This window comes from Rhodococcus sp. WY5, assembly GCF_018588185.1.
Taxonomy (GTDB): Bacteria; Actinomycetota; Actinomycetes; order Mycobacteriales; family Mycobacteriaceae; genus Rhodococcus_F; species Rhodococcus_F qingshengii.
Genome location: NZ_JAAMPR010000001.1, coordinates 2,044,938 through 2,069,715 on the forward strand (window position 1 = coordinate 2,044,938; position 24,778 = coordinate 2,069,715).

The window sequence follows — 24,778 nt, forward strand, 5'->3', positions numbered from 1 at the left end:
GCGCCGAGCTACTTCTGTGTCGAGCTACTTCTGTGTCGAACTACTTCTTCGAGACGCGGAGCAGCTTCTTGTTGACGAACTCGTCCATTCCCCACGGACCCAGCTCGCGGCCGACTCCGGAGCGCTTGACTCCGCCGAAGGGCAGACCGGGCAACGTCGTTCCGTGCTCGTTGACGAACGCCATTCCCACGTCGAGATCTGCGGCGACCGACCGGGCGGAATCGAGATCGCTGCTCCAGACGGATCCGCTCAGACCGTAGACCGACGAATTGGCAAGTTCCACAGCCTCGCTGGCCGACTTGACCTTGTAGACGACTCCGGCAGGTCCGAACAGTTCTTCGCTGTAGGCCCGCATGTCCGGTGTCACGTCTGCGAGCAATGTCGGTTGAACGTAGGCGCCCGGGCCGTCGATCTTCTTTCCACCGGTCAGCAGCGTGGCACCCTTGGACACAGCGTCGTCGATCTGCTCGATCAGAGTATCTGCCGCGCTCTGCGAAGAGAGTGGACCCAAGACTGTGGATTCGTCCAACGGGTCACCGGCAGTGACGGATTCGAAGGACGTCGCCAACTTGTTGGTGAAGTCGTCGTAGAAATCTTCGGTGACGATGAAACGCTTGGCCGCGTTGCAGGCCTGGCCGGCATTGGACAGACGTGCCTTGGTTGCGGACTTGACGGTGGCATCCATGTCGTCGGAATCGAGGACGATGAACACGTCTGATCCGCCGAGTTCGAGGACGACCTTCTTGAGATTGCGTCCGGCAGTTTCGGCGACGCTGGTTCCGGCGCGTTCGCTGCCGGTCAGTGACACACCTTGAACTCGGGGATCGGCGATCATGTCCGCGATCTGCTCGTTGGTCGCGAAGACGTTGACGTAGGCGTCGTCCGGCAATCCGGCTTGTCGCAGAATCTCTTCCATCAGCAGCGCCGACTGCGGACAGTTCGATGCGTGCTTGAGAATGATCGTGTTACCGAGCATCAGATTCGGTGCCGCGAAGCGGGCGACTTGGTAGTACGGGAAGTTCCACGGCATGACGCCGATGAGAGCGCCGATCGGTCGCCGGTACACAACCGACTCCTCGGCCCCGGGAACGTCGAGTCGTTCTTCCTCGAGCAGTGCCGGACCGTGGTCTGCATACCACTGATAGATCGCGGCCGAGAGTTGTACTTCGCCCTTGGCCTCGCGGACCGGCTTACCCATCTCCAAGGAGATCATTCGGGCCAGTTCGTCTGCGCGCTCTGTGTACAGTTCGGCGGTCTTGCTCAGGACTGCCGCACGCTGCTGTGGCGCACTGTTGCGCCAGGTCAAGTAGCCGCGATGCGTGTTCGCAAGTGCGGCTTCAACTCCGGCGTCATCCAAAGTATCGAATTCCCTGACGGTTTCACCTGTCGCGGGATTGACTGTTTTGTAATTAGCCATAGTTGTACAACGTGCGGAAGGGGCTCGAAGATTCCCGAAACGCGCAATCACATTGAATCGGCTCAACAGGTTTCGATCAAATCCCGGCTGGGTACCATGTCACGCCACCTTGGGACGATGGGTGCGCTCGTAGCCCTTGCGGTCGTAGAAACGGGTGGTCACGATGCCGAGTACGACGCCGATCAGTAGCCCCACCAACGTCATCCAGACGGCATGCAGCAGGCCTGCCTCACCGCGTGCGCCGAAGAACAGGATCGATCGCGTGCCCATGTAGATCTGGTGCATCGGCTCGAATTGCGCCAGCCAGGCATACAACCTGGGGCTGGCTTCGAGGGGGATGGTGCCACCGGACGAGGGCAGCGCGAGAATGACGAACACGAACAGGTTGATCAACATGCCCAACGAGCCGAACGCGGCCATCACCGACATCGCCGTGATGCCCACCGCTGTGATGACCAGCGCGCCGTACTCCCACAATGCAAGCCCGTGAGTGACCGGCATTCCGAGGGCGCGACTGATCCACTGGAACAACGCGGAGACTATGCCGGACAACACGATCATGAATGCCCATTTGACGAGCAGCGTTCGAAACCTGTTGATACCCACAACGTCGTTCTGAACGAAGAGTGGACCGAATTCGGTAGGCGCGTATCCGAGCATGCCGTCCACCAAGGAATTGACCACGGTTGCTCCGGTGAATCCCGCAAGGACCAACAGCAGCGCGAAATAGAATGCCACCAAACCGAATCCGGTTCCGTCGGGAAGCGGATCGTGGGCAACCGTGAGTACCTTCACCGGGTTTTCGAGCAGCAGGCGGCTCGCTCCGGAGATCTGGGTTCCGGTGCCTCCCGCTTCCAACTGCGCGGTGACAAGGGCGGTGAGTTGCTCGCCCATGTTCTTGTTGACCGAGGCGAGGGCTGTGGTTCCGATCGACTGGACCAGCGATGCCGAGACGGAACCGGCGCGAGGATTGGTGTAGATCGTGATGATCGGTTGCTCTACGTCACCGGCGACGACGCTGGCCTCCGCCAGGATGATCGTCCTCTTCGTGAAATCACTGGGAATCACGATCGCGCCGTACAGCGTGCCGGAGTTCAACCGCGATTGGGCTTCGGCGATACCGATCTGCTGCAGGTCGATCTTCTGGTGGTCGATTCCGCTTTCGAGGCCGGCGACGATGTCGTTTCCGAAGTTCTTACGGTCGGCGGGGTCGCCACCGGGGAGGGTGTCGCCCTCGTCCTGGTTGACCAGGGCGATCGGGAACTGGTCCAGGTGTTTCTTGGGGTCGAGTATTCCGCCCATGTACAACGCTGCCAGCGCAGACATCAAGAGGGTGACCACTATCAATGGTGTCAACCAGAATCGTGGTGTGTGCATGACGGTGCGGGCAGACGGCTCCGTGTTCTTGCTCATCGTCAGTCGACCGGCTTTCGTTCGCGCGGAGTTCCTCGGGCTGAGCGTAAACGCAAAGGTGCGCCGGGGCAGTCTTTCGATCTGCCCGCGGCGCTGGAGACCTGTCCGGTCGGCGACAGGCCGGATTGCCGGCAGTCTCATCCGAAAAGGCTGAGAACGGATCGGTAGGGTATGGCCCGCGGCAACCCTGCCGAGACGATTTCGGAGAAACCGTTGACCAACGTGCTGATAGTTGTCCTGATACTCGTAGTGATCGCTGCCGTCGTGTTTGTGGTCCTGCGTGGACGCCAGGGCAAGCCGAATGCTCGCGTCGACCCGCTCGCCGACTATCCCGAGGTGTACGACCCCCACAAGATCGGGGTCGGCGACATCATCACGTACGCGGGTATCGACCATGTTGTTCGAGGGACCATCACGCTCGACGAAGAGGGGTACATCTGGCGTGAGCACCTTCTCGACGGTTCGACCGGTCGTCGTTGGCTGACGGTCGAGGACGACGAGGGCGAATTGGAGATGACTCTCTGGATGCGTCGAGAAGGAACCAACCTGGTCCCGAACGGCGACGTCATTCTCGACGACAAGGTTCACCGCAAGATCGAAAGTGGAACGGCGAAGTTCACGGCCGAGGGTACTACGGGTACGGCCCCTTCCGGCTCGATGGAATACGCGGACTATGCGACCGCCGACAAGACCGGCCTGATTGCATTCGAGAAGTGGGCGCGCGGACAGTCGTGGGAGGTTTCCACGGGACGGGCGGTCACTCGCAGCGAACTCACTGTCATCCACTCGGGCCCCCCGGAATGAGCCTGTATCTACTCGACGTGGAGCCGACCGACGTGGATGCCTCGGCACTGGGGTTGGTACTGGGAGCTCCTGCGCCACCGACCCTCGTCGAGTTGGTGATCGGAACTTCCGACGCGACGCTGACACTCGGAGTGCTGGGGGCTTCGCACGTGGTGACGGCCTGGGCGTCGGGAAAGAAACTGACCGAACAGGTTTCGTGCGATGCTCTTGCAGTCGGCGGTGAACCACTGCCCGCAGTGGAGTCCACGCAAAACTACCGGTTCGAGTCTTCCTCGCTGATCCTGGACCGAGTCGAATTCGATTCGGAAGCTGCATCGTTGAGAGAGTCCGCCGGCCAGGACGGTTGGATCTGCGGATCCTTTCCCGGCGACGACACAGCGTTGACCGCGTTGTGTGGCGTGCGAGACCGCCAGGGGTGGAGTTGGCAGAGTTGGCATTTGTACCCGGGGGAGGGGACAGGAGTGATCGTGAAGACGCGCAGTAGGTGGCGCCCGTGAGGGGGCGGACGTGGTTTGCTCCGGTGATGGTGGCGGCCGCAATTATGGTGTCGGCGTGCGGTGGTGGAGCCAAAGACTTCATCGCGGACAACTATTCCAAGACGTCCCAGGATGGCGACGTCGTGTTGTACTCGTCGAAAGATCCAGTGGGCACGACCGTCTCACGGATTGTCGACGCGGACGAACCAGCGGCGCGAAGTGCTGACGGCGGCAACGAATACCTGCGCTACGACGACGACATCGTCACTGTCAGTTCGGCTTCGGGCGGTGGCAGCACCATCAAGGTAGAGGACATCGACGGCACGTATCGCAGCGGCGGATACGCGTACCTGGGACCGGGCTTCAACCCGGGATCCCCGGCGGGTGGAAGCAGTGGCAGCGGCGGCTCGGGTAGTGCCAAATGACGGTAATGCTCAATGAGAAGGAGAACGGCGTGACGAACATCTTTGCATCCACTTCCGTCGAGATCGGAACGGTGGATCCGGCATTGCTCGTCGGGGGCGTTCTCGGCACCCTCGCCTACTTCGTCGTCGGTGCAGCGGTTCTGGCGACGGGATTCCTGGTCCTCGACCTCATGACACCCGGAAATCTCCGCCACCAGGTTTACGTCGACAAGAACCCGAACGCTGCGATTCTGTTGGCCTCCAATCATCTTGCGCTGGCGATCATCGTGGTGACGGCAATCCTGACCAGTTCGGACGGCTTTGCTCAGGGACTCGCCGACTCCGCGGTGTACGGACTGTTCGCGATCGTGTTGCAAGCGATCGCGCTGCGATTGATGAACGCATTCCTTCCCGGCAAGTTGGTTGCGCTGGTGCAGGATCCGAAGATGTGTGGCGCCGCGTGGGCTGTGGGTGTGAGCTTGCTGTCCATCGGTTTGGTGAACGCCGCAGCGCTCACCTGATGGTTGCCGCTGATCCCGATGTGACAGTTGACGAGCGTTCGACGATGCTCGGCCCGCGCGCACGCGTCCTTCTCCTTGCGGCTGTTGCGGCGTGCGCTGCGTGTGGCCTGATCTACGAGCTGGCCCTGTTGACACTCAGCGTGAGTCTGACCGGCGGCGGCATCACCCAGACGTCGTTGATCGTCGCGGGATTTGTTGCGGCTCTGGGTATCGGAGCGCTGGCCGCCAAACCTCTGCTGGGACACGCTGCCGTTTCGTTCGTGACGGTCGAGATACTGCTCGGGCTGATCGGCGGATTCAGTGCCGTCACGCTGTACGTGACCTTCACGTTCTTCGGTTCCAGCGCAGCAGTTCTGGTGGCGGCGACCGCGCTGATCGGCATCCTCGTCGGTGCCGAAGTGCCTCTGCTGATGACGCTCTTGCAGTCCGGTCGCAGCGACAACGACGCACAGAGCACCGGAAAGGTACTGGCCAACCTCAATGCCGCCGACTACCTCGGCGCATTGATCGGTGGTCTGCTGTGGCCGTTCGTACTGTTGCCGTGGGCAGGAATGATTCGCGGTGCCGCACTCACCGGCATGATCAATCTCGTGGCTGCGGCAGTGGTCGCGCTGATACTCCTTCGGTGGCAGCTCAGCCTGCGCGCACGATCGATCGCCGTCGTCGCAATGCTGTTGGCAGCAAGTTTGATCGGATGGTTGCTGATCGCGGCCTCGGACATCGAGACCACGTCGAGGCAGCGGCTCTACACCGATCCCGTGGTGGCCGCCGAGCGATCGGTGTACCAGGAAATCGTCGTCACCGAGCGGGGGAACGACGTGCGCCTGTTCCTCGACGGAGACCTGCAGTTCTCCAGTGTCGACGAGCATCGGTACACGGAGTCGCTGGTGTATCCGGCCCTGGTGAACGACCCCCGGCGCGTGCTGATTCTGGGCGGCGGTGACGGCCTCGCTGCACGGGAAGTGCTGCGAATGAGCAGCGTCGAGCAGATCGTTCAAGTGGAACTTGATCCGGCAGTCATCGAGTTGGCCAACACGCGTCTTCGTGATCTGAACGAGGGAGCGCTCGAGGATCCACGGGTGGACGTCGTACTCGACGACGCGTTTCGGTGGCTGCGAGAGCGTCCGGAACCGGGTTTCGATGCGGTGATCGTCGACCTCCCGGATCCTGACACCCCCGCACTTGGCCGCTTGTATTCGATGGAGTTCTACGGACTTGCCGCTGCCGCGATGAATCCGGGCGGGCTGATGGTCGTCCAGTCCGGCAGCCCGTACTCGACACCGGATGCGTACTGGAGAACGGTGTCGACGGTATCGGCTGTCGGACTGAGCGTCTCGCCCTATCACGTTTTCGTGCCGAGCTTCGGTGACTGGGGATATGTGCTCGCGCAAAGAGGTTCCACGCCGCCCGAGCTTCGTCTGCCCGCTGATGTGCCGAACCTGCGGTTCCTCGACGAGCCGACGCTGGCGTCGGCCTCGGTGTTTCCTCGCGATCGCCCGAGGCGGGAGTTGGAACCCTCGACGCTCGACCGGCCACGCATCGTCGACGATATGCGCAAGGGCTACGAACGCTGAACTCCCGACCGAGTAGCTTGAATCGAGACTCTCGGCCACGACGGAGGTACGGATGACTGTTCGGATCGAGGAGCACGCACCGGGAGTTCGGTTGCTCACGATGAAGCGCAGGAAGCATTCGCAGCTTTTCATGAAGAAGAGGTGATCGAAATGAACGGTGCACAGTCGCTCATCCAAAGCCTGGTCGACTCGGGCGTCGAGGTGTGCTTCGGCAATCCAGGAACGTCCGAGATGCATTTTGTCGCCGCACTCGATTCCGTTCCGCAGATGCGGGCGGTACTCGGCTTGTTCGAGGGCGCCGTGACCGGTGCCGCGGACGGCTACGCACGGATCGCCGGAAAGCCTGCCGCGACGCTGCTCCATCTGGGCCCCGGTATGGCGAACGGACTGGCGAACCTTCACAACGCGCGCCGCGCCCACACACCGATCGTGAACATCGTCGGGGACCACGCGACCTACCACCACGGTTTCGACGCTCCTCTCGAATCGAACATCGATGCGCTGACCGAATGGTTGGAGGGGTGGAGTCGACGTTCCGAATCCACCGCGACCGTCGGTAGCGACGCGGCCGACGCCGTTGCCGCCTCGATGAATCCGCCCGGACGCATTGCCACACTTGTCCTCCCTGCCGACGTCTCGTGGGGCGAAGGTGGAGTTCTTGCGGGTCCTCGGGACATACCGGGGCGGGCGGAAGTTTCTGCAACACAGATCGACTCGGTGGTGGGCGCGCTCAATGCCGAGGGTCGCGCCACGCTACTGCTGGGCGGCGCAGCCTGTTCCGAAGCTGGGCTGCGCGCCGCTTCCCGAATTGCGGTCGCGACCGGTGCACAGATTCTGATCGAGACTTTTCCAGCCAGGCTTCAACGAGGTGCGGGGCTACCGTCATTCGAGCGCTTGGGATACTTCGCCGAGCACGCCACCGAACAACTTCGCGGAACAACTCAGCTGGTTCTGGCCGGAGCGGTTTCGCCGGTCTCGTTCTTTGCGTATCCCGGAAAACCGAGCGATCTGGCACCGGAGGGTGCTGCGGTGACAACGCTGGCAAGCGTCGGCGACGATGTTGCCGGTGCACTGGAGGCAGTGGCCGAACTCGTGGCACCGGGAGTCGAACCTGTTTTGCAGGAAGCGAATCGGCCGGCGCTGCCGAGCGGGCCTCTGGACGTTCGAAATTGGGCCGACGTGATCGGCGCCCTGCTGCCAGGCGACGCCATCATCTCCGACGAGGCGGCGACTTCCGGTTGGGCGATCCCGATTGCCCTTGCCGGAGCGCCGCGCCACGACGTGCTCACGCTCACCGGAGGTGCCATCGGCCAGGGCATCCCGGTGGCGACGGGCGCCGCTGTGGCAGCGCCGGAGCGACCGGTGATCAATCTCGAAGCCGACGGAAGCGCGATGTACACCATCACGGCGTTGTGGACGCAGGCGCGAGAGATGTTGAACGTCACGACGATTCTGCTCAACAATCGCGCATACGCCATCCTGCGTGGCGAACTGCAACGAGTCGGCGCAGAAGGTGGCGGCGTCGTCGCACAGTCGATGCTGGATCTGTCATCTCCGAACATGGACTACGTCAAGATCTCCGAGGGGTTGGGAGTGCCCGCGTCGCGGGCGAACACAGCGGAGGAGTTGGCCGAACAGTTTGCCGCAGCGCTGGCGGAACCCGGCCCGCATCTCATCGAGGTCATGCTGCCTCCGACGTCGTGATTTCGACCTCGAATCGATCGTCGATCGTGCATTCAACTGGAGGTTTTCGGTGCTAGCTGCGATCGGTTTGTCTCTTCCGGCCTGCTTTTCGTCTCGATGCCCATGGCGGTGATCGTGCTCGTCATGATCACCGCTGGAGCACATCGAGGGGCGGCATCTTTTCTACTCGGGTGGGTCCTCGGAATCTCGGCAGTCGTTGCAGCGACCATCGTGATCGCGGACTACTCGTTCGCGGAGTCGCAGTCGTCGCAGACTTCGGTGTGGTCGAGTGTCGTACGAATCGTGTTGGGTCTTGTCCTGTTCGGCTTGGCATACAAGCAGTGGCGCGCGCGTCCGCGAAACGGGAGTGAGCCGACAGTTCCGAAGTGGATGAAGAGCGTCGACGGGTTGACTCCGCGGAAGGCGTTCGGGTTGGCGTTCTTGTCCGCGGCGGTCAATCCCAAGAATGCAGCGCTGGCGGTATCCGGTGCGGCCACTATCGCGGTCGCCACGAATGTCGTTGCCCAACAGATTGTTGCCGCGGTGATCTTCACGGTCATCGCGAGCGTCGGCATCGCGTCGCCGATCCTGGTGAAGGTGTTCTCCGGCAAGCGTGCCGACGAGATCCTCGCGTCCGCGAAGGCATGGATGACCGCCAACAACGCGGTGATGATGACGGTCATCCTGACGATCCTCGGTGCGACCGTGCTGGGCGAGGGGCTCAGTGGGCTGCAATAGGTCGCCTACCATTGGCGGGTGACTGATTTCGACGACGACGCTGCCGGTTCCATTGCCTCCGCTGCTTTGGCTGTTCTGCGCGAGCAAGGCCCGCTGAGTCTCGAAGAGTGGGCGACCCATCTCGAGGAGTACGGAACTGCGACCGAGTTGGCCGATGTACTCGAGTACCTGTCCGAACCGATGCTCGGGTACCTGCCCAACGGAAAGTACGTCGCTCTCGACACGGTCCTCGAAGGGCTCGTGTTCACTCACCGGCTCAGCGAAGTCGAAATTGCGTCGGACATCCTTGACGCGAGCCCCGACCTGGAACCGATCTTGGCATTCGGCGACGACGACGGGGCGATCCGGGTGGCCCTGGCGGAAGAAGCAGCCTCCGAACGCGGAGCTGCTCCCTTCCGGAGTCGACGAGTTGTGGTACTTCCGGCCGGAACCCTCGTCGAGTGCGCCGACGGTGATCTCGTCGGCTTGGCTGTCGAAGACGGAACACTTGCGTTTCGTCTGGTCGAGATCGAGGACGAACCCGATCTTGCTCCGGCGCTCGGCGAACTCTTCGAGGAGGACGGAGTCGAGGCCCTGGATTCTGTGTGCTGGCAACTCCTGATCGAGGATCCGTCACTCTTCACGGTTCCTGTTGCGCCGCTGGGTGAGATCTTCGAGGTGGCAGGTTACGAGCACGAGCGTGAGCTACTGGCTCGGCGGGGATTCGACTTCGACGCCTACGACCTGCAGATTCGGACAGCCTTGGTGGCCAGTACCTACGACCTGACCCACGACGAGGCAGTCTCTGCCGTTGCGTTTGTCGATCTGGCGGACCGCGGATACACCGACGCGGTCATCGCCGACTTCGATATCGCGGACTGGGCCCACCGTCATGTGAGCGCTGCTCCGGACTCTTTTGTCTCACTGGCAGATCCGGGTGCTGCAGTGGCCGTGTTCGATCTCGGATTTCGGAATCAGGACCCGGTGACCGACGCAATCCTCGAAGCGCTTGCCTCCGAACTGGCTGAGCGAGGGCCACGGTCGGTGCGGGCGGCGGCTCATTGGCTCGCCGGTAAGGCTGTCGATCGGCTGGGGCGCGTCCTCGAAGCGGAGGCGCACTACGAGAAAGCGCTCCTTGCCGAATCCGGTTGGGGTCCGGCTTTGTTCGAGCTGGCTCAGTTCGCGTCGGACCGGGGCGACGCGACCCGGGCGCTGTCACTGCTCGGGCGGATCGACGGCGGAACCGAAGAGAATCTCTACGCCGTTCTGCAGGACTTCGTGCCATCCGATCACCCGGAACTCGGTCGAAACGACAAGTGTTGGTGCGGTTCCGGCCGCAAGTACAAGGTTTGCCACCTCGGAAAAGCCGATGAATCCGTCAAGGCGGACGGTCGGTGGCTGTACAAGAAGGCATGCCTGTTTGCGTTCGCCTCCGAATTCGTCGACATCGTGACCGGGCTCGACGATCTCGAAAACGAAAATCTCTCCGAGGACGAACTGATCGCGGCCACGATCTTCGACGGCTCGGCACTGGACGTCGCTCTGTTCGAGGGTGGAATCTTTGCCGAATTCTTGGCCAGACGCAGCGAACTACTTCCGGAGGCGGAAGTTGTGACAGCCGCACAGTGGCTCGGAATCCGGAGGTCGGTGTACGAGGTGATCGAAACGTCCGACACCGGCGTCGTGCTGCTCGATCGTGGGTCCAAGGAGACCGTCACGGTTGCTCACTCGGTCGAAGGCGAGCCAGGTGATGTGATCAGTGCTCGGGTCCTGACGGCCCCCACTGGCGCGTTTGCGGTGGGTGTTGTGGTCATGGCTACGGAATCGCAGGCCGCGAGGGTACTCGAGGTTCTCGCTTCAGAAGATCTCGAGGCCGAAGAACTGGTGCGCGAGTTGCGCGGAGGCGCCGATCACTCGACCGATGACCGGTGACGATGTATCGAGTCGACCCCGTTAAAGTTGGATAGGTGAACGAACCGATGGATGCCAATGACTTGATCGCCGAAGCCGCGATGGAGTTGTTGCGTGAGCACGGCCCGCAGACAGCGGCGGACTGGGGCACCCTGTTGGCTGACGCCGGGCACGGTACAGCCGAGGACATGGCCGAATTTGTCGAGTACGTCGAGGACCCGTTGCTCGGCTACTTGAGTGAGGAGCGGTACGCCGCACTCGACACGTTGTTCGAGCATCGAGTGCTGACCCATCGGCTCACCGAAGCCGAAATAAAGTCCGGCGTTCTCGACGCGAACCCCGATCTGATGATGCTGCGGGTGTTCCTCGATCGTGACGACGACGAGATTCATGGCATCAGCGTCGTGCACCGCGGGATAGACGACGACCTGTTGGCTGATCGTGGGATCGAAGATCCGGAGTTCCCACACGACGAAGGCTTTCTACTCGACACCGACACCCTTGCCGAGTGCTCGGCAGGTGACTTGATCGGATTGTTCGTCGCTGACCGTGAGCTGACGCTCTGCACCATCCCCGAGGTACTGGATCCCGCACCCGGATTCGGCGAGCACCTGGCGACGGTCCTTGCCGACATCGGTGCTGACACCCTCGATGCCATTGTCTGGCAGTTGATGCTCGACGAGCCGTCGCTGTTCCGTCAGCCGACCGCCCCGCTGGGCGAGATGCTCGAGGCGTCAGGTTACGTCCGCGACGGTGACTACGTTGCGGTCGACGGATTCGATTTCGAGGCATACCACCTGGCGAACCGGGCCCGCATGCTCGAGGTCCGCGAGAATCTGCACCCCGAAGAAGCCGCGTCGGTGATCGCCTTCGTCGATGTGGTCATGGCCGCGAAAGCCGAAGGCGTCGACGATGTCTCGGACTGGGCGCGCAAGCAGATCAAGGAGGATCCGCAGGCCTTCGCAGGCCTCGCCGAGCCGCCCGCGGCTGCGGCAGCGTTGGAGCTGTTGTCCGAACTCGACGATCATGATTCCGTATTGCATTCTGTTGCAACTGCTCTCGCCGAAAAAGGGTCGCGTCGTGTCAAGCCGGCAGCGCACTGGCTGGCGGGCAAGGCTTCGGATCGTCTCGGCAAGATCCTGGCCGCTGAGGCGTCGTACGAATCAGCGCACGATCTCGATCCCGACTGGACTCCCGCGATCTTCGATCTGGCGCTACTGGCCGCCGATCGAAGCGATGTGACGCGCGCGCTGGCTTTGCTGGGCCGAATCGAGGGTGGCGAGTCCGAGGTTCTGCACGAGGTTCTTCAGCGCTACGCCCCGGCCGAGCATCCCGAACTCGGACGAAATGACAAGTGCTGGTGCGGTTCCGGTCGAAAGTTCAAGGTTTGCCATCTCGGTAAGTCCGAGGTGACGTTCGACGACCGGGCCAGCTGGCTCTACGTCAAGGCTCAGTTGTTCTCGCGCACGCCGGAGTACTTCGACGCCGTGTTCGATCTTGCGCTCATCCGTGCCGAGCAGTTCAACAGCGAAGAAGCACTGACGCTGGCCGTCGAAGGTGGTTTGGCCGTCGACGCTGCCTTGTTCGATGCGGGTATTTTCGCAGCTTTTGTCGAGCGCCGCGGAGAACTGCTGCCTGCCGACGAACGCGAACTGGCCGATCAGTGGTTGTCGATTCCGCGCTCGGTGTACAAGGTCGCCTCGACGGAGCCGGGACAGTTGGTGACCCTCAGCGACGTCCGCAACGGGCATCTGGTGAAGGTCACGGACGAGTGGGGCTCGCTGAACCTCGAGCCAGGCACACTCGTGTGTGCTCGTGTTCTTCCGGCCGGGTCCACGATGCGCACGTTCGGTGGCATCGAACCGCTTGCGGTAGAAGACAAGAAGGAGTTGATCCAACTGATCGAGTCCGAGGACACCGAGCCGGGTCAGCTGGTGGAGTTCCTCAGTCGCGGCCTTGCCGGTGCGCCTTTCCGGTAGCGTGCACTACCAAAAAGGCGCACGGGGCCGGAGGCCTCAGGGCGTGACCTGAGCCAACATCATCTGCTCGAAACCCTCACCGTACGGCGGGAGCATTCCCCATTCACCGCGTGGGTCATGCTGCGCTGCTTCGAATACCGTTCGCGCGTGACTGAACTCGAGGAAACCCTCACGGCCGTGGTAGTGCCCGATGCCCGAAGCCCCGACGCCGCCGAAGGGTGCGTCGCTCAGCCCGGGGTGAGACATCGCGTCGTTGATGGTGACGCCGCCCGAGACGGTGCGTTCGAGTACGGATTCCTTTTCGTCCAGATCGGTTCCGAAGTAGTACAGCGCCAACGGTTTCGGTCGTGAATTGATGTCGGCGACGACGTTGTCGAGTTGGTCGTACGGCAAGACGACGACGGCCGGCCCGAAGATCTCCTCCTTCATGATCTGCGCGTCGGTCGGAGGGTCGACCACGATTCGCAGTGGGCGACGACGAGTGTCTGCGGAGAGTTCTTCGTCGGGAACGGTGATGATCCGTGCCCCACGTTCTTCGGCGTCCGCGATGTACCCCTCGATGCGTGCGAGGTGACGATCGCTGACTATCGAGACCATGTCTTTGTTGTCGGCGATCGTGGGAAACAGTCCCGTGAACTGGTCGGTGAACGCGTCGATGAATGCTTCCGTGTTCTCGCGCGGAACGTAGATCAGATCGGGAGAGACACAGAGTTGACCGGCGTTGGTGGACTTCGCGATAGCCAAACGCGAAGCAGCAGAGCTGATATCGGCACTGCGGCTCAAGACGCTCGGTGACTTGCCGCCGAGTTCGAGGGTAACCGGCACCAGGTTCTTCGCAGCATTGGCCATGACCAGCTTTCCGACGGTCGTGCTGCCGGTGAAGACGAGGTGGTCGAAAGGCAGCGACGTCAGCAGATCAGCGACTTCCGGGCCGCCGGTCACCACCGCGACCTCCACGGGGTCGAGAGTTCGACGAGCCGCCTCGGCCAGGACGGCCGCAGTATTGGGCACGATCTCCGACGGTTTGAGAACGGCGCGATTTCCTGCTCCGAGGGCGCAGGCGAGCGGGCTCAGGAGAGTGAACAGGGGAGCATTCCAGGTTCCGATGATGCCGATCGAACCCTTCGGCTGGTACGACACGTACGCAGTGGCACCCAACTGGTCCTGCATCGCTCCGGTAGCTCTCGGTGAGCGAATCATCCACTCTTCGAGCGAATCACGAACGTGCTTGAGTGAAACCATCGACCCGAGAACGTCATTCATCACCGAGTAGGCCGGGATTCGGCCGCCGAAGTCTTCGTTGATCGCCTCGGTCAGATCCTTGTGGTTTGCCACCAGGAGATCGACGACGCGTTGAATGCGCTCGCGTCGTGTCTGCGCGGACGGAAGACCAGCGGCTCGAGTTGCTTCCTGCTGAGCGCGCAGAATCTCTTCGAGATCAGTGGTGACGGCGGCATCGGTGCTCATGGGCACTCCTCGTAGTGGCGAAGTATTGACCGGACCGTATCGACGCGGTGCGAGTGGATGTCCTTTTCGTCTCGTTGACCGGGACGGATTCGATTGGTAGAGAGAACACATGTCGCAGACACAGGTAGAAGACACTGCAGTGAAGATTTCCGTAGAGGAATCGGTGGGACTCGGTTTCCTGACGCTCGATCGGCCGGCGCGGCGCAATCCGCTCTCGGCGGAGACCATGCGTGAGGTGACGGCTGCCCTTGTCGAATTGTCTGTAGACGAGCGCGTGCGGGTCGTGATCGTGCGCGCCGAAGGCCCGGTGTTCTCCGCCGGACACGATCTGACGGAGATGATCGGGAGAACCCTCGAGGACGAGCGGGCGATCTTCGACGGCTGTACCGAGATGATGGAGACCGTACAGCGGATTCCGCAGCCGGTGATTGCCGCAGTACAGGGCCCGGCTATCGCGGCGGGCTGCCAACTGGCCGCGTCGTGTGATCTGGTTGTTGCTGCGTCGAATGCTGTCTTCGGCACGCCGGGCGTCAAGATCGGACTGTTCTGCTCGACGCCCATGGTGGCGCTGAGCAGGGCAGTAGGGCGCAAGCGCTCGATGCAGATGTTGCTCACCGGGCAGACGATCGACGCCGACACCGCTGCGGACTGGGGTCTGGTGAACTTCGTCGTCGCGCCCGAAGACCTGGACCGAGAGGTGCGCGAACTGGCCGCCAAGATCACGACGGCCAGCCCCTTGACGGTGAAGATCGGTAAGCAGGCGTTCTATCGCCAGATCGATCTGCCGCAAGCGCAGGCGTACGAGGCGATGGCGGAAACTATGGCAACCAATGCCGTGACCTGCGACGCTCAGGAAGGTATGCAGGCCTTTGTGGACAAGCGAAAGCCCGAATGGCGCAATAAGTAACGATCGCTCTTCCGGTTTAGTTGGACGTCCTATAACCTGAGGCGCATGAGCCTGGATCCACGCACCAACACTGTCGACGGAGTGCTTCGGCGCTCGGCAGCCAAGTACCCCGACCGTGTAGCCGTCGTCTTCGAAGATCGCACTCGCACCTACCGCGAACTCGACGACGCGGTGACGCGGGTCGCCGCCTACTTGCTCGGTCTGGGGCTCGAACACGGCGACCGCGTCGCGGCATACGGAACCAACTCCGACGCCTATGCAATCGGATTTCTTGCCTGTGCACGAGCAGGTTTGGTGCATGTTCCGGTCAATTACGCACTGAAGGGGGAGGAACTCCGGTACCTCGTGGCGCAGTCAGGCGCCCGCGCGGTGTTGGTGGATCCGGCATTGGCGCCGACGCTCGACTCGGTACGCTCCGACCTCGATCTCGATCACGTGATCGCACTGCGGGACGCGGAACTGTCCGTCGTCACGATCGGTGAGGCAGGCGAGGTGCCGGTCTTCGAACCGCGTGCGACGTCGACCGATCTGGCGCAACTCCTGTACACCTCGGGCACCACCTCGAAGCCCAAGGGCGCCATGATGTCTCACGGTGCACTGGTTCACGAGTACGTGTCCTCGGTGATCGCGCTCGGCCTCGACAAGAACGACAACCCGCTGATCTGCATGCCGATGTACCACTCCGCGGGCATGCACGTCTTCATGCTGCCGTACCTGTCCGTCGGCGCGACGGTCAGTCTGATGCAGGCGCCGGACATCCCGGAAATCCTGCGCCGTGTCGAAGCCGAAAAGATCGGATCGCTGTTCCTGGCGCCGACCGTGTGGGTACCGCTGGCCAACCATCCGGACCTCGAGACCCGCGATCTGTCGTCGCTGAAGAAGGCGCAGTACGGCGCCTCGATCATGCCGGTCACCGTGCTCAATCGTCTGCGCGAGCGCTACCCGGACATCGGTTTCTACAACTGCTTCGGCCAGTCCGAAATCGGCCCACTGGCAACAGTTCTCCAGCCCAGCGAGCATGCTGATCGCCCGTCTTCCTGTGGTCGCGCGGTGTTCTTCGTCGAAACCCGCGTCGTCGACGCCGACGGAAACGATGTCGCCGACGGTGAGTCCGGCGAGGTTCTCTACCGCTCACCGCAGCTGTGCAACGGCTACTGGGAGAATCCGGAAGCCACCGCCGAGGCCTTCCGTGACGGCTGGTTCCATTCGGGCGATCTGGTCGTGCGGGACGAAGAAGGTTTCATCACGGTCGTCGACCGGATCAAGGACGTCATCAACACCGGCGGCATCCTGGTGGCGTCACGCGAGGTCGAAGATGCGGTCTACACGCACCCCGCCGTGGCAGAAGTTGCCGTGATCGGTACGCCCGACGAGAAGTGGATCGAGGCCGTCACCGCGATCGTCGTGCTCAAGGACGGCAACGACGAGTTGACGCCCGAGGCGTTGATTGCCCACGTCAAGGAGCGAATCGCTCCGTTCAAGGTGCCCAAGCATGTCCGTTTCGTGGCCGAGCTTCCGCGCAACCAGAGCGGCAAGCTAATGAAGCGGGAACTGCGCACCGTCTGAAGCTTGCTATAGGTTCTGCCTTACCTTCGGTTCGTTTTCAGGTCTTTGACTCCGATTGCCTCACGGTATTGACTTCGGGGGACGGCATGGACTTCGGAAACAGCAAGGTGAGTGGTGGGAATGCAGGTCGACGCAGATGACTTCGCAGATATCTTGGCGACTGCGCGGGAGTTCATCCGTAAGGAAGTAGTTCCGCGTGAGCAGGAGATAGCCGACACCGACGCCATTCCTGAGGACATACGCAAGAAGGCCGCAGCTATCGGGCTCTTCGGTTACGCGATCCCTCAGGAATGGGGTGGGCTCGGACTCGACCTCACCCAAGACGTCGAACTGGCAATGGAATTCGGCTACACGTCTCTGGCGCTGCGTTCGATGTTCGGTACCAACAACGGAATTGCCGGACAGGTGCTGGTCGGCTTCGGTACCGACGAGCAGAAGGCTCAGTGGCTCGAGCGCATCGCCTCCGGTGATGTCGTGGCTTCCTTTGCTCTCACCGAACCCGGCGCGGGCTCCAACCCGGCCGGCCTTCGGACCAAGGCAGTGCTGGACGGATCCGACTGGGTGATCGACGGCAACAAGCGGTTCATCACCAATGCTCCACTGGCACAGCTGTTCGTGGTGTTCGCGCGCACTCGCCCGGCGGATTCCGATGGTCCGGGAATTGCAGTGTTCCTGGTTCCGGCTGACACGCCAGGTGTCACGGTCGGTCCCAAGGACAAGAAGATGGGTCAGGAAGGTGCTTGGACCTCCGAGGTCACCTTCGACAACGTCCGAGTTCCCGAGTCGGCCCTCGTCGGTGGCGACCAGGACACCGGATACCGCGCAGCGATGACGTCTCTCGCGCGCGGACGAGTCCATATCGCGGCGCTCTCGGTGGGAGCAGCACAGCGAGCGCTCGACGAATCTGTCGCGTTCTCCGTGGTCACGGAACAGGGCGGCACCGCGATCGGCGACTTCCAGCTGGTTCAAGCGATGCTGGCAGACCAGCAAGCCGGTGTGATGGCAGGGCGCGCGATGGTGCGCGAGGTGGCCGCGCGGTACGTCAGCGGTGAGGATCGCCGTCTCGGGCCTTCGGCGGCAAAGCTTTTCTGCACCGAGATGGTGGGCAAGGTCGCAGATCTCGCCGTGCAGATCCACGGGGGCAACGGGTACATGCGCGGTGTTCCGGTCGAACGCATCTACCGTGAAGTTCGCCTGTTGCGCCTGTACGAGGGAACCAGCGAGATCCAGCGTCTGATTCTCGGTGGTGGGCTCGTGGCGCAAGCGAAAAAGCAAAACCAACGCTGACACATTTTCCAGACGAGCTTTAACCTCACGAACGGAGTGGACATGGGATTGTTGGACGGCAAGGTTGCGGTAGTGACCGGCGGAGCCCAGGGCATCGGGCTCGAAATTGCGCGCACCTTCATCAAGGAAGGCGCGACCGTCGTTCTCGGCGACATCAACGAAACCGTCGGAACGGCTGCGGTCGCCGAACTCGGTGGAGAGTCGGTCGCCCGTTTCGCTTCCTGCGACGTGCGTGACTCCGGACAGGTCGAGGCCATGCTCGATCTGGCCGAAAGCGCTTTCGGTCCAGTCGATGTCATGGTCAACAACGCCGGCATGACGCGCGACGCCACGATGCGGAAGATGACCGAGCAGGACTTCGACGACGTGATCGCCGTTCACCTCAAGGGCGCCTGGAACGGAACACGCGCTGCCGCCGCCCGCATGCGCGAGCGTGAGACGGGCGCGATCGTGAACATCTCGTCGATCTCCGGCAAGGTGGGCATGCTCGGGCAGACCAACTACTCGGCCGCGAAGGCCGGCATCGTCGGTCTGACGAAGGCCGCGGCAAAAGAGGTCGCGTTCAAGAACGTTCGCGTCAACGCCGTTCAGCCCGGACTGGTCCGCACGGCGATGACCGAGGCGATGCCCGAACGGATCTGGAACGAGAAGCTTGCCGAGATTCCGATGGGGCGCGCAGCCGAGCCTTCGGAAGTTGCTTCGGTTGTGCTGTTCCTCGCGAGCGACCTCTCGAGCTACATGACCGGCACGGTTCTCGAGATCACCGGCGGCCGCCACATCTGATCCGTCCTGTTCGAGTGCAAGAATTCAGAGTGTGAGAATTCTGGGTGTAAAACTTCTGGGGTGACTACTGACATGGGACAGCCGAACTCGGATCTTCCGCTCGACGGAATCACCGTAGTTGCACTCGAACAGGCGGTGGCGGCACCGCTCGCCACCAGGCATCTCGCGGACATGGGTGCGCGGGTGATCAAGATAGAACGCGTCGGCGAGGGTGACTTCGCGCGTCACTACGACCAGGCGGTTCACGGTCAGGCATCACACTTCGTGTGGCTCAACCGTTCCAAGGAATCGATCGCCGTCGACGTGAAGTCGGACCCCGGCCGGCAGATCCTTCTCGATCTGGTCGCGCGAGCCGATGTGTTCCTGCAGAACCTGGCTCCCGACGCAGCCGCGAGACTGGGGTTCGGCGCGGAGGAACTGCGCGATAAATACCCACGGCTCATCGTGATCGACATGTCCGGCTACGGCAGTGCCGGCCCGCGGCGCGAGCGCAAGGCCTACGACATGTTGGTCCAAGCCGAGACCGGAATGATCTCCGTGACAGGCACACCGGAGACGGCCACCAAGACCGGCATCCCGGTCTCCGACATCGCGGCAGGAATGTACGCGCTGACTTCGATTCTGAGCGCCCTGTTCCGTAGAGAGCGAACGGGCAAGGGAGCGCTCGTCGAGGTCTCGATGTTCGATTCCACCGTCGAGTGGCTGGGCCATCCGATGTACATGAAAATGTATGCGGACAAGCAGATTCCACGTGTCGGTCTCGGCCATGCCGCGATCGTTCCCTACGATTCGTATCCCACGGCCGACGGCGAAATCCTGATCGGCGTCCAGAACGATCGTGGATGGCGAGCGCTGATGGTGGACGTGTTCGAGCGAGAGGATCTGGTCGATCATCCGCGTTACCGCACCAACATCGTGCGCGTCGAAAACCGTGGCGAGGTAGACGAATTGGTGGGCTCTCTGACGCGTCTGTACTCGACGACAGATCTGGATCAGCGTCTGGCCGCCGCTGGTGTTCCGGCCGCGGCACTCAACGACATGGCCGGTCTGCTGGAACATCCGCAGCTGGAGAAGCGTGCCAGGTGGCGGTCCGTGGGCACCGAGAACGGTCCGATCGATGCCGTGCTGCCTCCGATGACGTATTCGGATGTCGAAATGCGCATGGGTGACGTTCCAGCACTCGGCCAGCAGACGGATTCTCTGCTGGCCGAGTTGGGACTTACGGGCGACCGGATCGCGGAACTTCGCCGCGACGGATCGATCGGTTAACGCTTCTAGCGTCGCAGGTTCTCGAACACCGCGGCAATCCCTTGTCCGCCACCGATACACATGGTCTCGATCCCGTACCGTGCCTGGCGCCGGTCGAGTTCGCGCAGCAGATTGGCGAGGATCCGCCCACCGGTAGCGCCGACGGGATGTCCGAGCGAGATCCCGGAACCGTTGACGTTGAAGCGCTCCTCGATGTCCTGCGCGCTCAATCCCCAAGCCTTGGCGCACGCGAGAACCTGTGCGGCGAAGGCCTCGTTGACTTCGATGAGGTCGATGTCGTCCAGCGACAGATCGACACGGGAGAGAGCCTTCGCCACGGCAGGCACCGGTCCGATGCCCATCCGGTTCGGCTCCACACCGGCCACACCCCAGCTGACCAGTTTCGCGAACGGCCGCAGGCCCAGCCGTTCGGCGTTGGCCGCAGTGGTGACGATGGCCGCGGCTCCGGCGTCGTTCTGGCCGCAGGCGTTTCCGGCGGTGACTGTTGCTTCAGGGTCGACGCGACCTCGAATGGGGCGCAGTGCAGCAAGATCGGACAGTTGTATCCCTCGGCGCGGATGCTCGTCTTGGGTGACGACTGTCTGCTCACCACGGCGTCCGGGCACCGAAACGGGAATCGTCTCGTCGTCGAAGTACCCACTGTCTTGGGCGTGAACGGCCCGTTCGTGCGATCGCACCGCGTATCGGTCCTGCTCGTCGCGGGTGATCGAGTACTCCCGGCGCAAGTTCTCGGCGGTCTCGATCATGCCGCCTTCCACCGGAAAGTTGACTCCGCCGGAGTTCGTGCGCGGTTTGGCCAATCGGTCGTGGAACTCGACGGAAGGGCGCTTTGTGCCCCAACGCATGTCGGTGGAGTAGAACTCGGTTCCGCTCATGCTCTCGGCGCCGCCGGCGATGACCAGATCACTCATCCCGGTCTGTACCTGCATCGCGGCGTAGATGATCGCCTGCAATCCCGAACCGCAACGGCGATCGAGTTGTATTCCGGGAACAGACACGTCCAGACCGGCGTCGAGTGCCGCGATTCGCCCGATGGCCGCGGCCTCTCCGTTGGCGTAACCCTGACCGAAGATGACGTCGTCGACATCGGTGGACGCAATGCCGGTTCGTTCGACGAGGCCACGCACAACAGTGCCGGCGAGAGTGGTGACGGGAACGTCCTTGAAGACTCCGCCGAATCCGCCCACCGGGGTGCGAACGGGTTCACAGATGACTGCGTCGTGCATGGAATGCGCCTGTCTCGAGGAGAGGTGGGGAATGCGTCGCGTGAACGGGCCGATCGAAGGGCCCGTCGCGACCTGGCCTCTCGAATATCCAGCACGCGTGACGCGGTTGTCAACAGCAGGAACGACCTGTTCGGACATAGTTTCCGCCATACGGTTCGTATGCGAAATCGACTTTGACACATATACCCTTCGGGGATTGAATGGATACAGCGTCTCTGCCGCACACACGTCGCGGCGGGATGAAAGTTCCTGGAGTCGAATCAATTTCGTCGACCGGGAGGGCACGAAGTACCGACTGACAGGTGGAACAGTGACTCGTTTGGCGCAGACGGCGGGATTGACCGAAACTCAGACCGATATCGTCGGGGCGGTACGCGAGTTCGTCGATCGTGTGGTCATCCCCGCGGCGCAGGAACTCGAACACTCGGATACGTACCCGACCGACATCGTCAAGCAGATGAAGGACATGGGTCTGTTCGGACTGACCATCGACCCCGAGTACGGGGGTATCGGCGAATCATTGCTCACCTACGCGCTGTGCGTCGAAGAATTGGCCCGTGGATGGATGAGCGTGTCCGGTGTCATCAACACGCATTTCATCGTGGCTCACATGATTTCGGCGCACGGGACGCCGGAACAGAAGGCGAAGTACCTGCCGCGTTTGGCTTCCGGGGAACTCACCGGTGCATTTTCCATGTCGGAGCCTGCCCTCGGTTCCGATGTTGCTGCCATATCGACCAAGGCGAAGCGGACGGACTCCGGCGATTACGTGATCACCGGCCAGAAGATGTGGCTGACCAACGGGGGTTCCTCGACCTTGGTGGCAGTCCTGGTCAAGACGGACGAGGGCGCGGAGAAGCCGCACAACAATCTGACGACGATATTGATCGAGAAACCCGCAGGTTTCGGCGAGGTACTCCCGGGCCTGACCATTCCGGGCAAGCTCGAGAAGATGGGGTACAAGGGAATCGACACCACGGAGATGATCTTCGACGGTTTCGAGATCGGAGCCGAGGAGGTTCTCGGTGGCACCCCTGGCTCGGGATTTCGGCACATGATGGACGGCGTCGAGGTCGGCCGGGTCAACGTCGCCGCGCGTGCCTGCGGAATTGCCCAGCGCGCTTTCGAACTGGCTGTCACCTACGCCAAGCAACGCGAGACTTTCGGCAAGCCGATCGCCGAGCATCAGGCCATCGCGTTCCGGATCGCCGAGATGGGCACCAAAGTCGAAGCGGCACATCTGATGATGGTCAACGCTGCCAGGCTCAAGGACTCGGGTGAGCGCAACGATGTCGCCGCGGGTATGGCGAAGTATCTGGCGAGTGAATTCTGCTCGGAGGTCACCCAGGACAGCTTCCGTATCCACGGCGGATACGGCTATTCCAAGGAATACGAGATCGAGCGGTTGATGCGTGAGGCGCCGTTCCTTCTGATCGGTGAAGGCACCAGCGACATCCAGAAGCAGATCATCAGCAAGGGCCTGCTTCGCACGTACAACTGAGCCGAGAAGCGGCACCGCGAATATGCGCGGTGCCGCTTTGTCGTGTCGGGTCAGCGGGTGAAGGCCAGGGTTGTCACCGGTGACCGGTTGCCGTATGCGTCAACGGCTTCGACGCGGGCTTCGTATGCGGTGCCCGCTGCGGCATCGGGAATCGGAATGTCGAGGCTGTTCGGCCGCGGCATGAAGTAGAAGTCCGAGAGCACCTTCGACGAGACCACCTTCGCTCCGGTGGCTGTGTCCGTGACCTCGACGGCGTAGTGGTGCACCATCTGATCGTCCTTGGCCTGCGCGATCCTCAGTGCGGTCGCACCGTTTTCGCCGGTCGTCACCGAGAGCGGAGTGCTCGAGGTGAACTCCGGCGCGTGCGTGTTCCGTGCGCCCGAGGTGTAGCGGAAGTTGTCCTTGATCTGCTGGTTGGTCGACCCGTCGAGTTCGACCGTCCACCCCGAACCGCTCAGCGTGCCCGCGCTCGAGTACGGCGGCTGCCAGTTGGCTGACCACGCGCCACCGGCGTAGATGTCGTGCTTGTCTGCCGCCATGTTGATTCGGTTGATTTCCGTGCGGTCCTGGTAGACCTCGACGAAGAGCGCTTGGGCAGTGGGTGATTCGAAACGGTTCGCGAGACCGGACTCGGTCACCATCTGGTAGCCGTGATCGATTTCGATGTACGACATCGAGCCGTCGTTGACCGACGTGAAGTCACGCTGATGGATCGACCGGTCGTCGTTGTTGTTCAGATGTGAGTGCCCGGAGAAGAAGATTGCCTGAGGGAAGGCACTCAGGTCTTCGGTCAATCGAGGGTTCGACGCCTGCTGGCCGTCCATGGCTGTGTTGCTTGCCGGCCGGTGTCCCTGGACCAGGATCGGCTTGGTCAGGTTCCCGGACTCCGCGGTGATTTCGGTCAGGCGGGACTTCAGCCAATTGCGTTGCGCTGAATCATTGTTGTAGGTTTCGGTGTTGACCGTGAAGAGATGGACACCATTGACGTCGGATTCGTAGTATCCGCCACCGGAATCCGGGAACCACTCCGCCGGGTATCCGGCTCTGATCGCCGCGAGACTTGCATCGTGATTGCCGTTGGAGATCAGGAGTTGTGTGTCGTTCATGCCCTTCCGGGCGAGGTTTGCCTGGAAGATTTCTGCGACGATCTTGTGGTCGGGCCCCTTGCCGTCTCCGTTGTCGTTGATCATGTCCCCATTGGAGAGGATGGCGTCGGGTTTCGGGAAGATGGAACCGATTGTGTCGAAGAAGCTTTCGTACTTCTTGTCGTTGTTCGCGTGATCGCCGACGTGGACGTCGGACATCACGACGACCTGAGCCAGCGGCTTTTCCGAGGTCTTGATCAGGTAGCCGAACGAGACGGCCGCGCTCGCGTGATCGCCGCGGAAAGCTGCGACAGTGACGTTGGTGTCCTGTGCGATGTGCAGCGGACGTCCCGGCGTGGCAGCTTGGCTGTCGGTGGTGGGTGTCGTTCCGTCCACGGTGTAGCGGACGGTGGCGCCGCGCTCGGCGGTGAAGGTCAGGTCGACGGGGTGCTCGTACCGTCCGCCGGGGACGCTGACGCCGGGCGCTGCGGGCGGCGTGTTGTTCTCGCCCGAAGAGCTGCCCCATTCGAAGGACGAACTGCCCCAGCCGGGTTCGGCGTGGGATTCGGCGGGGGCGATGCCGGGAACGGCGAGAGCCGCGGTCACGGCTGCTATCGCGATGGTCGTACGTCTCACGAGGATTCCTTGTCTTCGACGCGGTGGTTCAGACCTATCCGTAATTGGTCTGGACCAATTACGGTAGGTGGCGCCGGGTAGAAGAAGGTGTGTCCTGAATGTCCGATTAATGAAGCGTGTGTGAACACCCTGCAGTGCTTGGTACCGGTATA

The 24,778-nt window shown here is 62.2% G+C and carries 20 protein-coding genes; 15 read left to right on the forward strand and 5 right to left on the reverse strand.

All coding sequences use genetic code 11. From position 1 onward, the window contains the following. Positions 1-40 precede the first annotated feature (40 nt). Both G4D79_RS09495 and G4D79_RS09500 read right to left on the reverse strand, forming a co-directional pair. Positions 41-1,417, reverse strand: a complete 1,377-nt coding sequence (locus tag G4D79_RS09495) for an NAD-dependent succinate-semialdehyde dehydrogenase (RefSeq protein WP_039973099.1) — start codon at positions 1,415-1,417, stop codon at positions 41-43. A 99-nt stretch (positions 1,418-1,516) separates the two neighbouring features. Further along, a complete protein-coding gene (locus tag G4D79_RS09500; RefSeq protein ID WP_099698103.1) occupies positions 1,517-2,830 on the reverse strand; it encodes a YhgE/Pip domain-containing protein in 1,314 nt (437 codons plus the stop codon). Between the two features lie 171 nt (positions 2,831-3,001). Between G4D79_RS09500 and G4D79_RS09505 the strand changes: the two genes are divergently transcribed. The 9 genes from G4D79_RS09505 to G4D79_RS09545 all read left to right on the forward strand — a co-directional run bounded on the left by G4D79_RS09505 (position 3,002) and on the right by G4D79_RS09545 (position 12,899). Next, the gene (locus tag G4D79_RS09505; protein ID WP_050654601.1) at positions 3,002-3,634 is read left to right on the forward strand and encodes a DUF4178 domain-containing protein; all 633 of its coding nucleotides are present in this window, start codon (positions 3,002-3,004) and stop codon (positions 3,632-3,634) included. Continuing rightward, entirely contained in the window at positions 3,631-4,131 is a 501-nt protein-coding gene (locus G4D79_RS09510; protein WP_099698102.1) for a DUF2617 family protein, read from the forward strand. The genes G4D79_RS09505 and G4D79_RS09510 overlap by 4 nt, the downstream gene beginning before the upstream one ends. 26 nt (positions 4,132-4,157) lie before the next feature. After that, on the forward strand, positions 4,158-4,535 hold the full coding sequence (locus G4D79_RS09515) for a DUF4247 domain-containing protein (RefSeq protein ID WP_099698123.1): 378 nt from the start codon (positions 4,158-4,160) through the stop codon (positions 4,533-4,535). After that, positions 4,532-5,035, forward strand: a complete 504-nt coding sequence (locus G4D79_RS09520; RefSeq protein WP_042448576.1) for a DUF350 domain-containing protein — start codon at positions 4,532-4,534, stop codon at positions 5,033-5,035. Before G4D79_RS09515 ends, G4D79_RS09520 begins: the two co-directional genes overlap by 4 nt. Beyond that, positions 5,035-6,609 carry a polyamine aminopropyltransferase gene (locus tag G4D79_RS09525; protein WP_099698101.1) on the forward strand — a complete coding sequence of 525 codons (1,575 nt, stop codon included), beginning with the start codon at positions 5,035-5,037 and terminating at the stop codon, positions 6,607-6,609. The genes G4D79_RS09520 and G4D79_RS09525 overlap by 1 nt, the downstream gene beginning before the upstream one ends. Before the next feature lie 150 nt (positions 6,610-6,759). Then, the gene (locus G4D79_RS09530; protein ID WP_042448668.1) at positions 6,760-8,313 is read left to right on the forward strand and encodes an acetolactate synthase large subunit; all 1,554 of its coding nucleotides are present in this window, start codon (positions 6,760-6,762) and stop codon (positions 8,311-8,313) included. A gap of 123 nt (positions 8,314-8,436) precedes the next feature. Next, positions 8,437-9,030, forward strand: coding sequence for a GAP family protein (locus G4D79_RS09535; protein ID WP_235867871.1), 594 nt, complete (start codon positions 8,437-8,439; stop codon positions 9,028-9,030). Between the two features lie 18 nt (positions 9,031-9,048). After that, complete coding sequence (locus tag G4D79_RS09540; RefSeq protein WP_099698100.1) at positions 9,049-10,941, forward strand: SEC-C domain-containing protein; 1,893 nt, start codon at positions 9,049-9,051, stop codon at positions 10,939-10,941. Between the two features lie 35 nt (positions 10,942-10,976). Next, complete coding sequence (locus G4D79_RS09545) at positions 10,977-12,899, forward strand: SEC-C domain-containing protein (protein ID WP_235867869.1); 1,923 nt, start codon at positions 10,977-10,979, stop codon at positions 12,897-12,899. 36 nt (positions 12,900-12,935) lie between these two features. On the opposite strand, the gene G4D79_RS09550 is transcribed toward G4D79_RS09545, so the two are convergent. Further along, on the reverse strand, positions 12,936-14,366 hold the full coding sequence (locus G4D79_RS09550; protein WP_007729546.1) for a coniferyl aldehyde dehydrogenase: 1,431 nt from the start codon (positions 14,364-14,366) through the stop codon (positions 12,936-12,938). A gap of 109 nt (positions 14,367-14,475) precedes the next feature. Between G4D79_RS09550 and G4D79_RS09555 the strand changes: the two genes are divergently transcribed. From G4D79_RS09555 to G4D79_RS09575, 5 genes are all read left to right on the forward strand, one after another. Continuing rightward, complete coding sequence (locus G4D79_RS09555; RefSeq protein WP_003939812.1) at positions 14,476-15,273, forward strand: enoyl-CoA hydratase; 798 nt, start codon at positions 14,476-14,478, stop codon at positions 15,271-15,273. A gap of 45 nt (positions 15,274-15,318) precedes the next feature. Continuing rightward, entirely contained in the window at positions 15,319-16,839 is a 1,521-nt protein-coding gene (locus tag G4D79_RS09560; RefSeq protein ID WP_099698099.1) for an acyl-CoA synthetase, read from the forward strand. A 120-nt stretch (positions 16,840-16,959) separates the two neighbouring features. Next, entirely contained in the window at positions 16,960-18,126 is a 1,167-nt protein-coding gene (locus G4D79_RS09565; protein ID WP_007729538.1) for an acyl-CoA dehydrogenase family protein, read from the forward strand. A 42-nt stretch (positions 18,127-18,168) separates the two neighbouring features. Next, positions 18,169-18,909: a 3-oxoacyl-ACP reductase FabG gene (gene fabG / locus G4D79_RS09570; protein WP_003940214.1), complete on the forward strand. Its 741-nt coding sequence runs from the start codon at positions 18,169-18,171 to the stop codon at positions 18,907-18,909. A 72-nt stretch (positions 18,910-18,981) separates the two neighbouring features. Next, a complete protein-coding gene (locus G4D79_RS09575) occupies positions 18,982-20,178 on the forward strand; it encodes a CaiB/BaiF CoA-transferase family protein (RefSeq protein WP_099698098.1) in 1,197 nt (398 codons plus the stop codon). Between the two features lie 5 nt (positions 20,179-20,183). Here the strand turns inward: G4D79_RS09575 and G4D79_RS09580 are convergent, their stop codons facing one another. Further along, positions 20,184-21,404 carry an acetyl-CoA C-acetyltransferase gene (locus G4D79_RS09580; RefSeq protein ID WP_007729531.1) on the reverse strand — a complete coding sequence of 407 codons (1,221 nt, stop codon included), beginning with the start codon at positions 21,402-21,404 and terminating at the stop codon, positions 20,184-20,186. 310 nt (positions 21,405-21,714) lie between these two features. On the opposite strand from G4D79_RS09580, the gene G4D79_RS09585 reads away from it, so the two are divergent. Beyond that, entirely contained in the window at positions 21,715-22,905 is a 1,191-nt protein-coding gene (locus G4D79_RS09585; protein ID WP_007729528.1) for an acyl-CoA dehydrogenase family protein, read from the forward strand. A gap of 50 nt (positions 22,906-22,955) precedes the next feature. On the opposite strand, the gene G4D79_RS09590 is transcribed toward G4D79_RS09585, so the two are convergent. Continuing rightward, positions 22,956-24,626: a chitobiase/beta-hexosaminidase C-terminal domain-containing protein gene (locus tag G4D79_RS09590; protein WP_007729525.1), complete on the reverse strand. Its 1,671-nt coding sequence runs from the start codon at positions 24,624-24,626 to the stop codon at positions 22,956-22,958. Positions 24,627-24,778: the final 152 nt, after the last annotated feature.

Excerpts from the sequence above, each read along its gene's own strand:
- G4D79_RS09495 (WP_039973099.1), bottom strand. The coding sequence starts at position 1,417 with ATGGCTAATTACAAAACAGTCAATCCCGCGACAGGTGAAACCGTCAGG.
- G4D79_RS09500 (WP_099698103.1), bottom strand. The coding sequence starts at position 2,830 with ATGAGCAAGAACACGGAGCCGTCTGCCCGCACCGTCATGCACACACCA.
- G4D79_RS09505 (WP_050654601.1), top strand. The coding sequence starts at position 3,002 with ATGGCCCGCGGCAACCCTGCCGAGACGATTTCGGAGAAACCGTTGACC.
- G4D79_RS09510 (WP_099698102.1), top strand. The coding sequence starts at position 3,631 with ATGAGCCTGTATCTACTCGACGTGGAGCCGACCGACGTGGATGCCTCG.
- G4D79_RS09515 (WP_099698123.1), top strand. The coding sequence starts at position 4,158 with ATGGTGGCGGCCGCAATTATGGTGTCGGCGTGCGGTGGTGGAGCCAAA.
- G4D79_RS09520 (WP_042448576.1), top strand. The coding sequence starts at position 4,532 with ATGACGGTAATGCTCAATGAGAAGGAGAACGGCGTGACGAACATCTTT.
- G4D79_RS09525 (WP_099698101.1), top strand. The coding sequence starts at position 5,035 with ATGGTTGCCGCTGATCCCGATGTGACAGTTGACGAGCGTTCGACGATG.
- G4D79_RS09530 (WP_042448668.1), top strand. The coding sequence starts at position 6,760 with ATGAACGGTGCACAGTCGCTCATCCAAAGCCTGGTCGACTCGGGCGTC.
- G4D79_RS09535 (WP_235867871.1), top strand. The coding sequence starts at position 8,437 with ATGATCACCGCTGGAGCACATCGAGGGGCGGCATCTTTTCTACTCGGG.
- G4D79_RS09550 (WP_007729546.1), bottom strand. The coding sequence starts at position 14,366 with ATGAGCACCGATGCCGCCGTCACCACTGATCTCGAAGAGATTCTGCGC.
- G4D79_RS09555 (WP_003939812.1), top strand. The coding sequence starts at position 14,476 with ATGTCGCAGACACAGGTAGAAGACACTGCAGTGAAGATTTCCGTAGAG.
- G4D79_RS09560 (WP_099698099.1), top strand. The coding sequence starts at position 15,319 with ATGAGCCTGGATCCACGCACCAACACTGTCGACGGAGTGCTTCGGCGC.
- G4D79_RS09565 (WP_007729538.1), top strand. The coding sequence starts at position 16,960 with ATGCAGGTCGACGCAGATGACTTCGCAGATATCTTGGCGACTGCGCGG.
- fabG (WP_003940214.1), top strand. The coding sequence starts at position 18,169 with ATGGGATTGTTGGACGGCAAGGTTGCGGTAGTGACCGGCGGAGCCCAG.
- G4D79_RS09575 (WP_099698098.1), top strand. The coding sequence starts at position 18,982 with ATGGGACAGCCGAACTCGGATCTTCCGCTCGACGGAATCACCGTAGTT.
- G4D79_RS09580 (WP_007729531.1), bottom strand. The coding sequence starts at position 21,404 with ATGCACGACGCAGTCATCTGTGAACCCGTTCGCACCCCGGTGGGCGGA.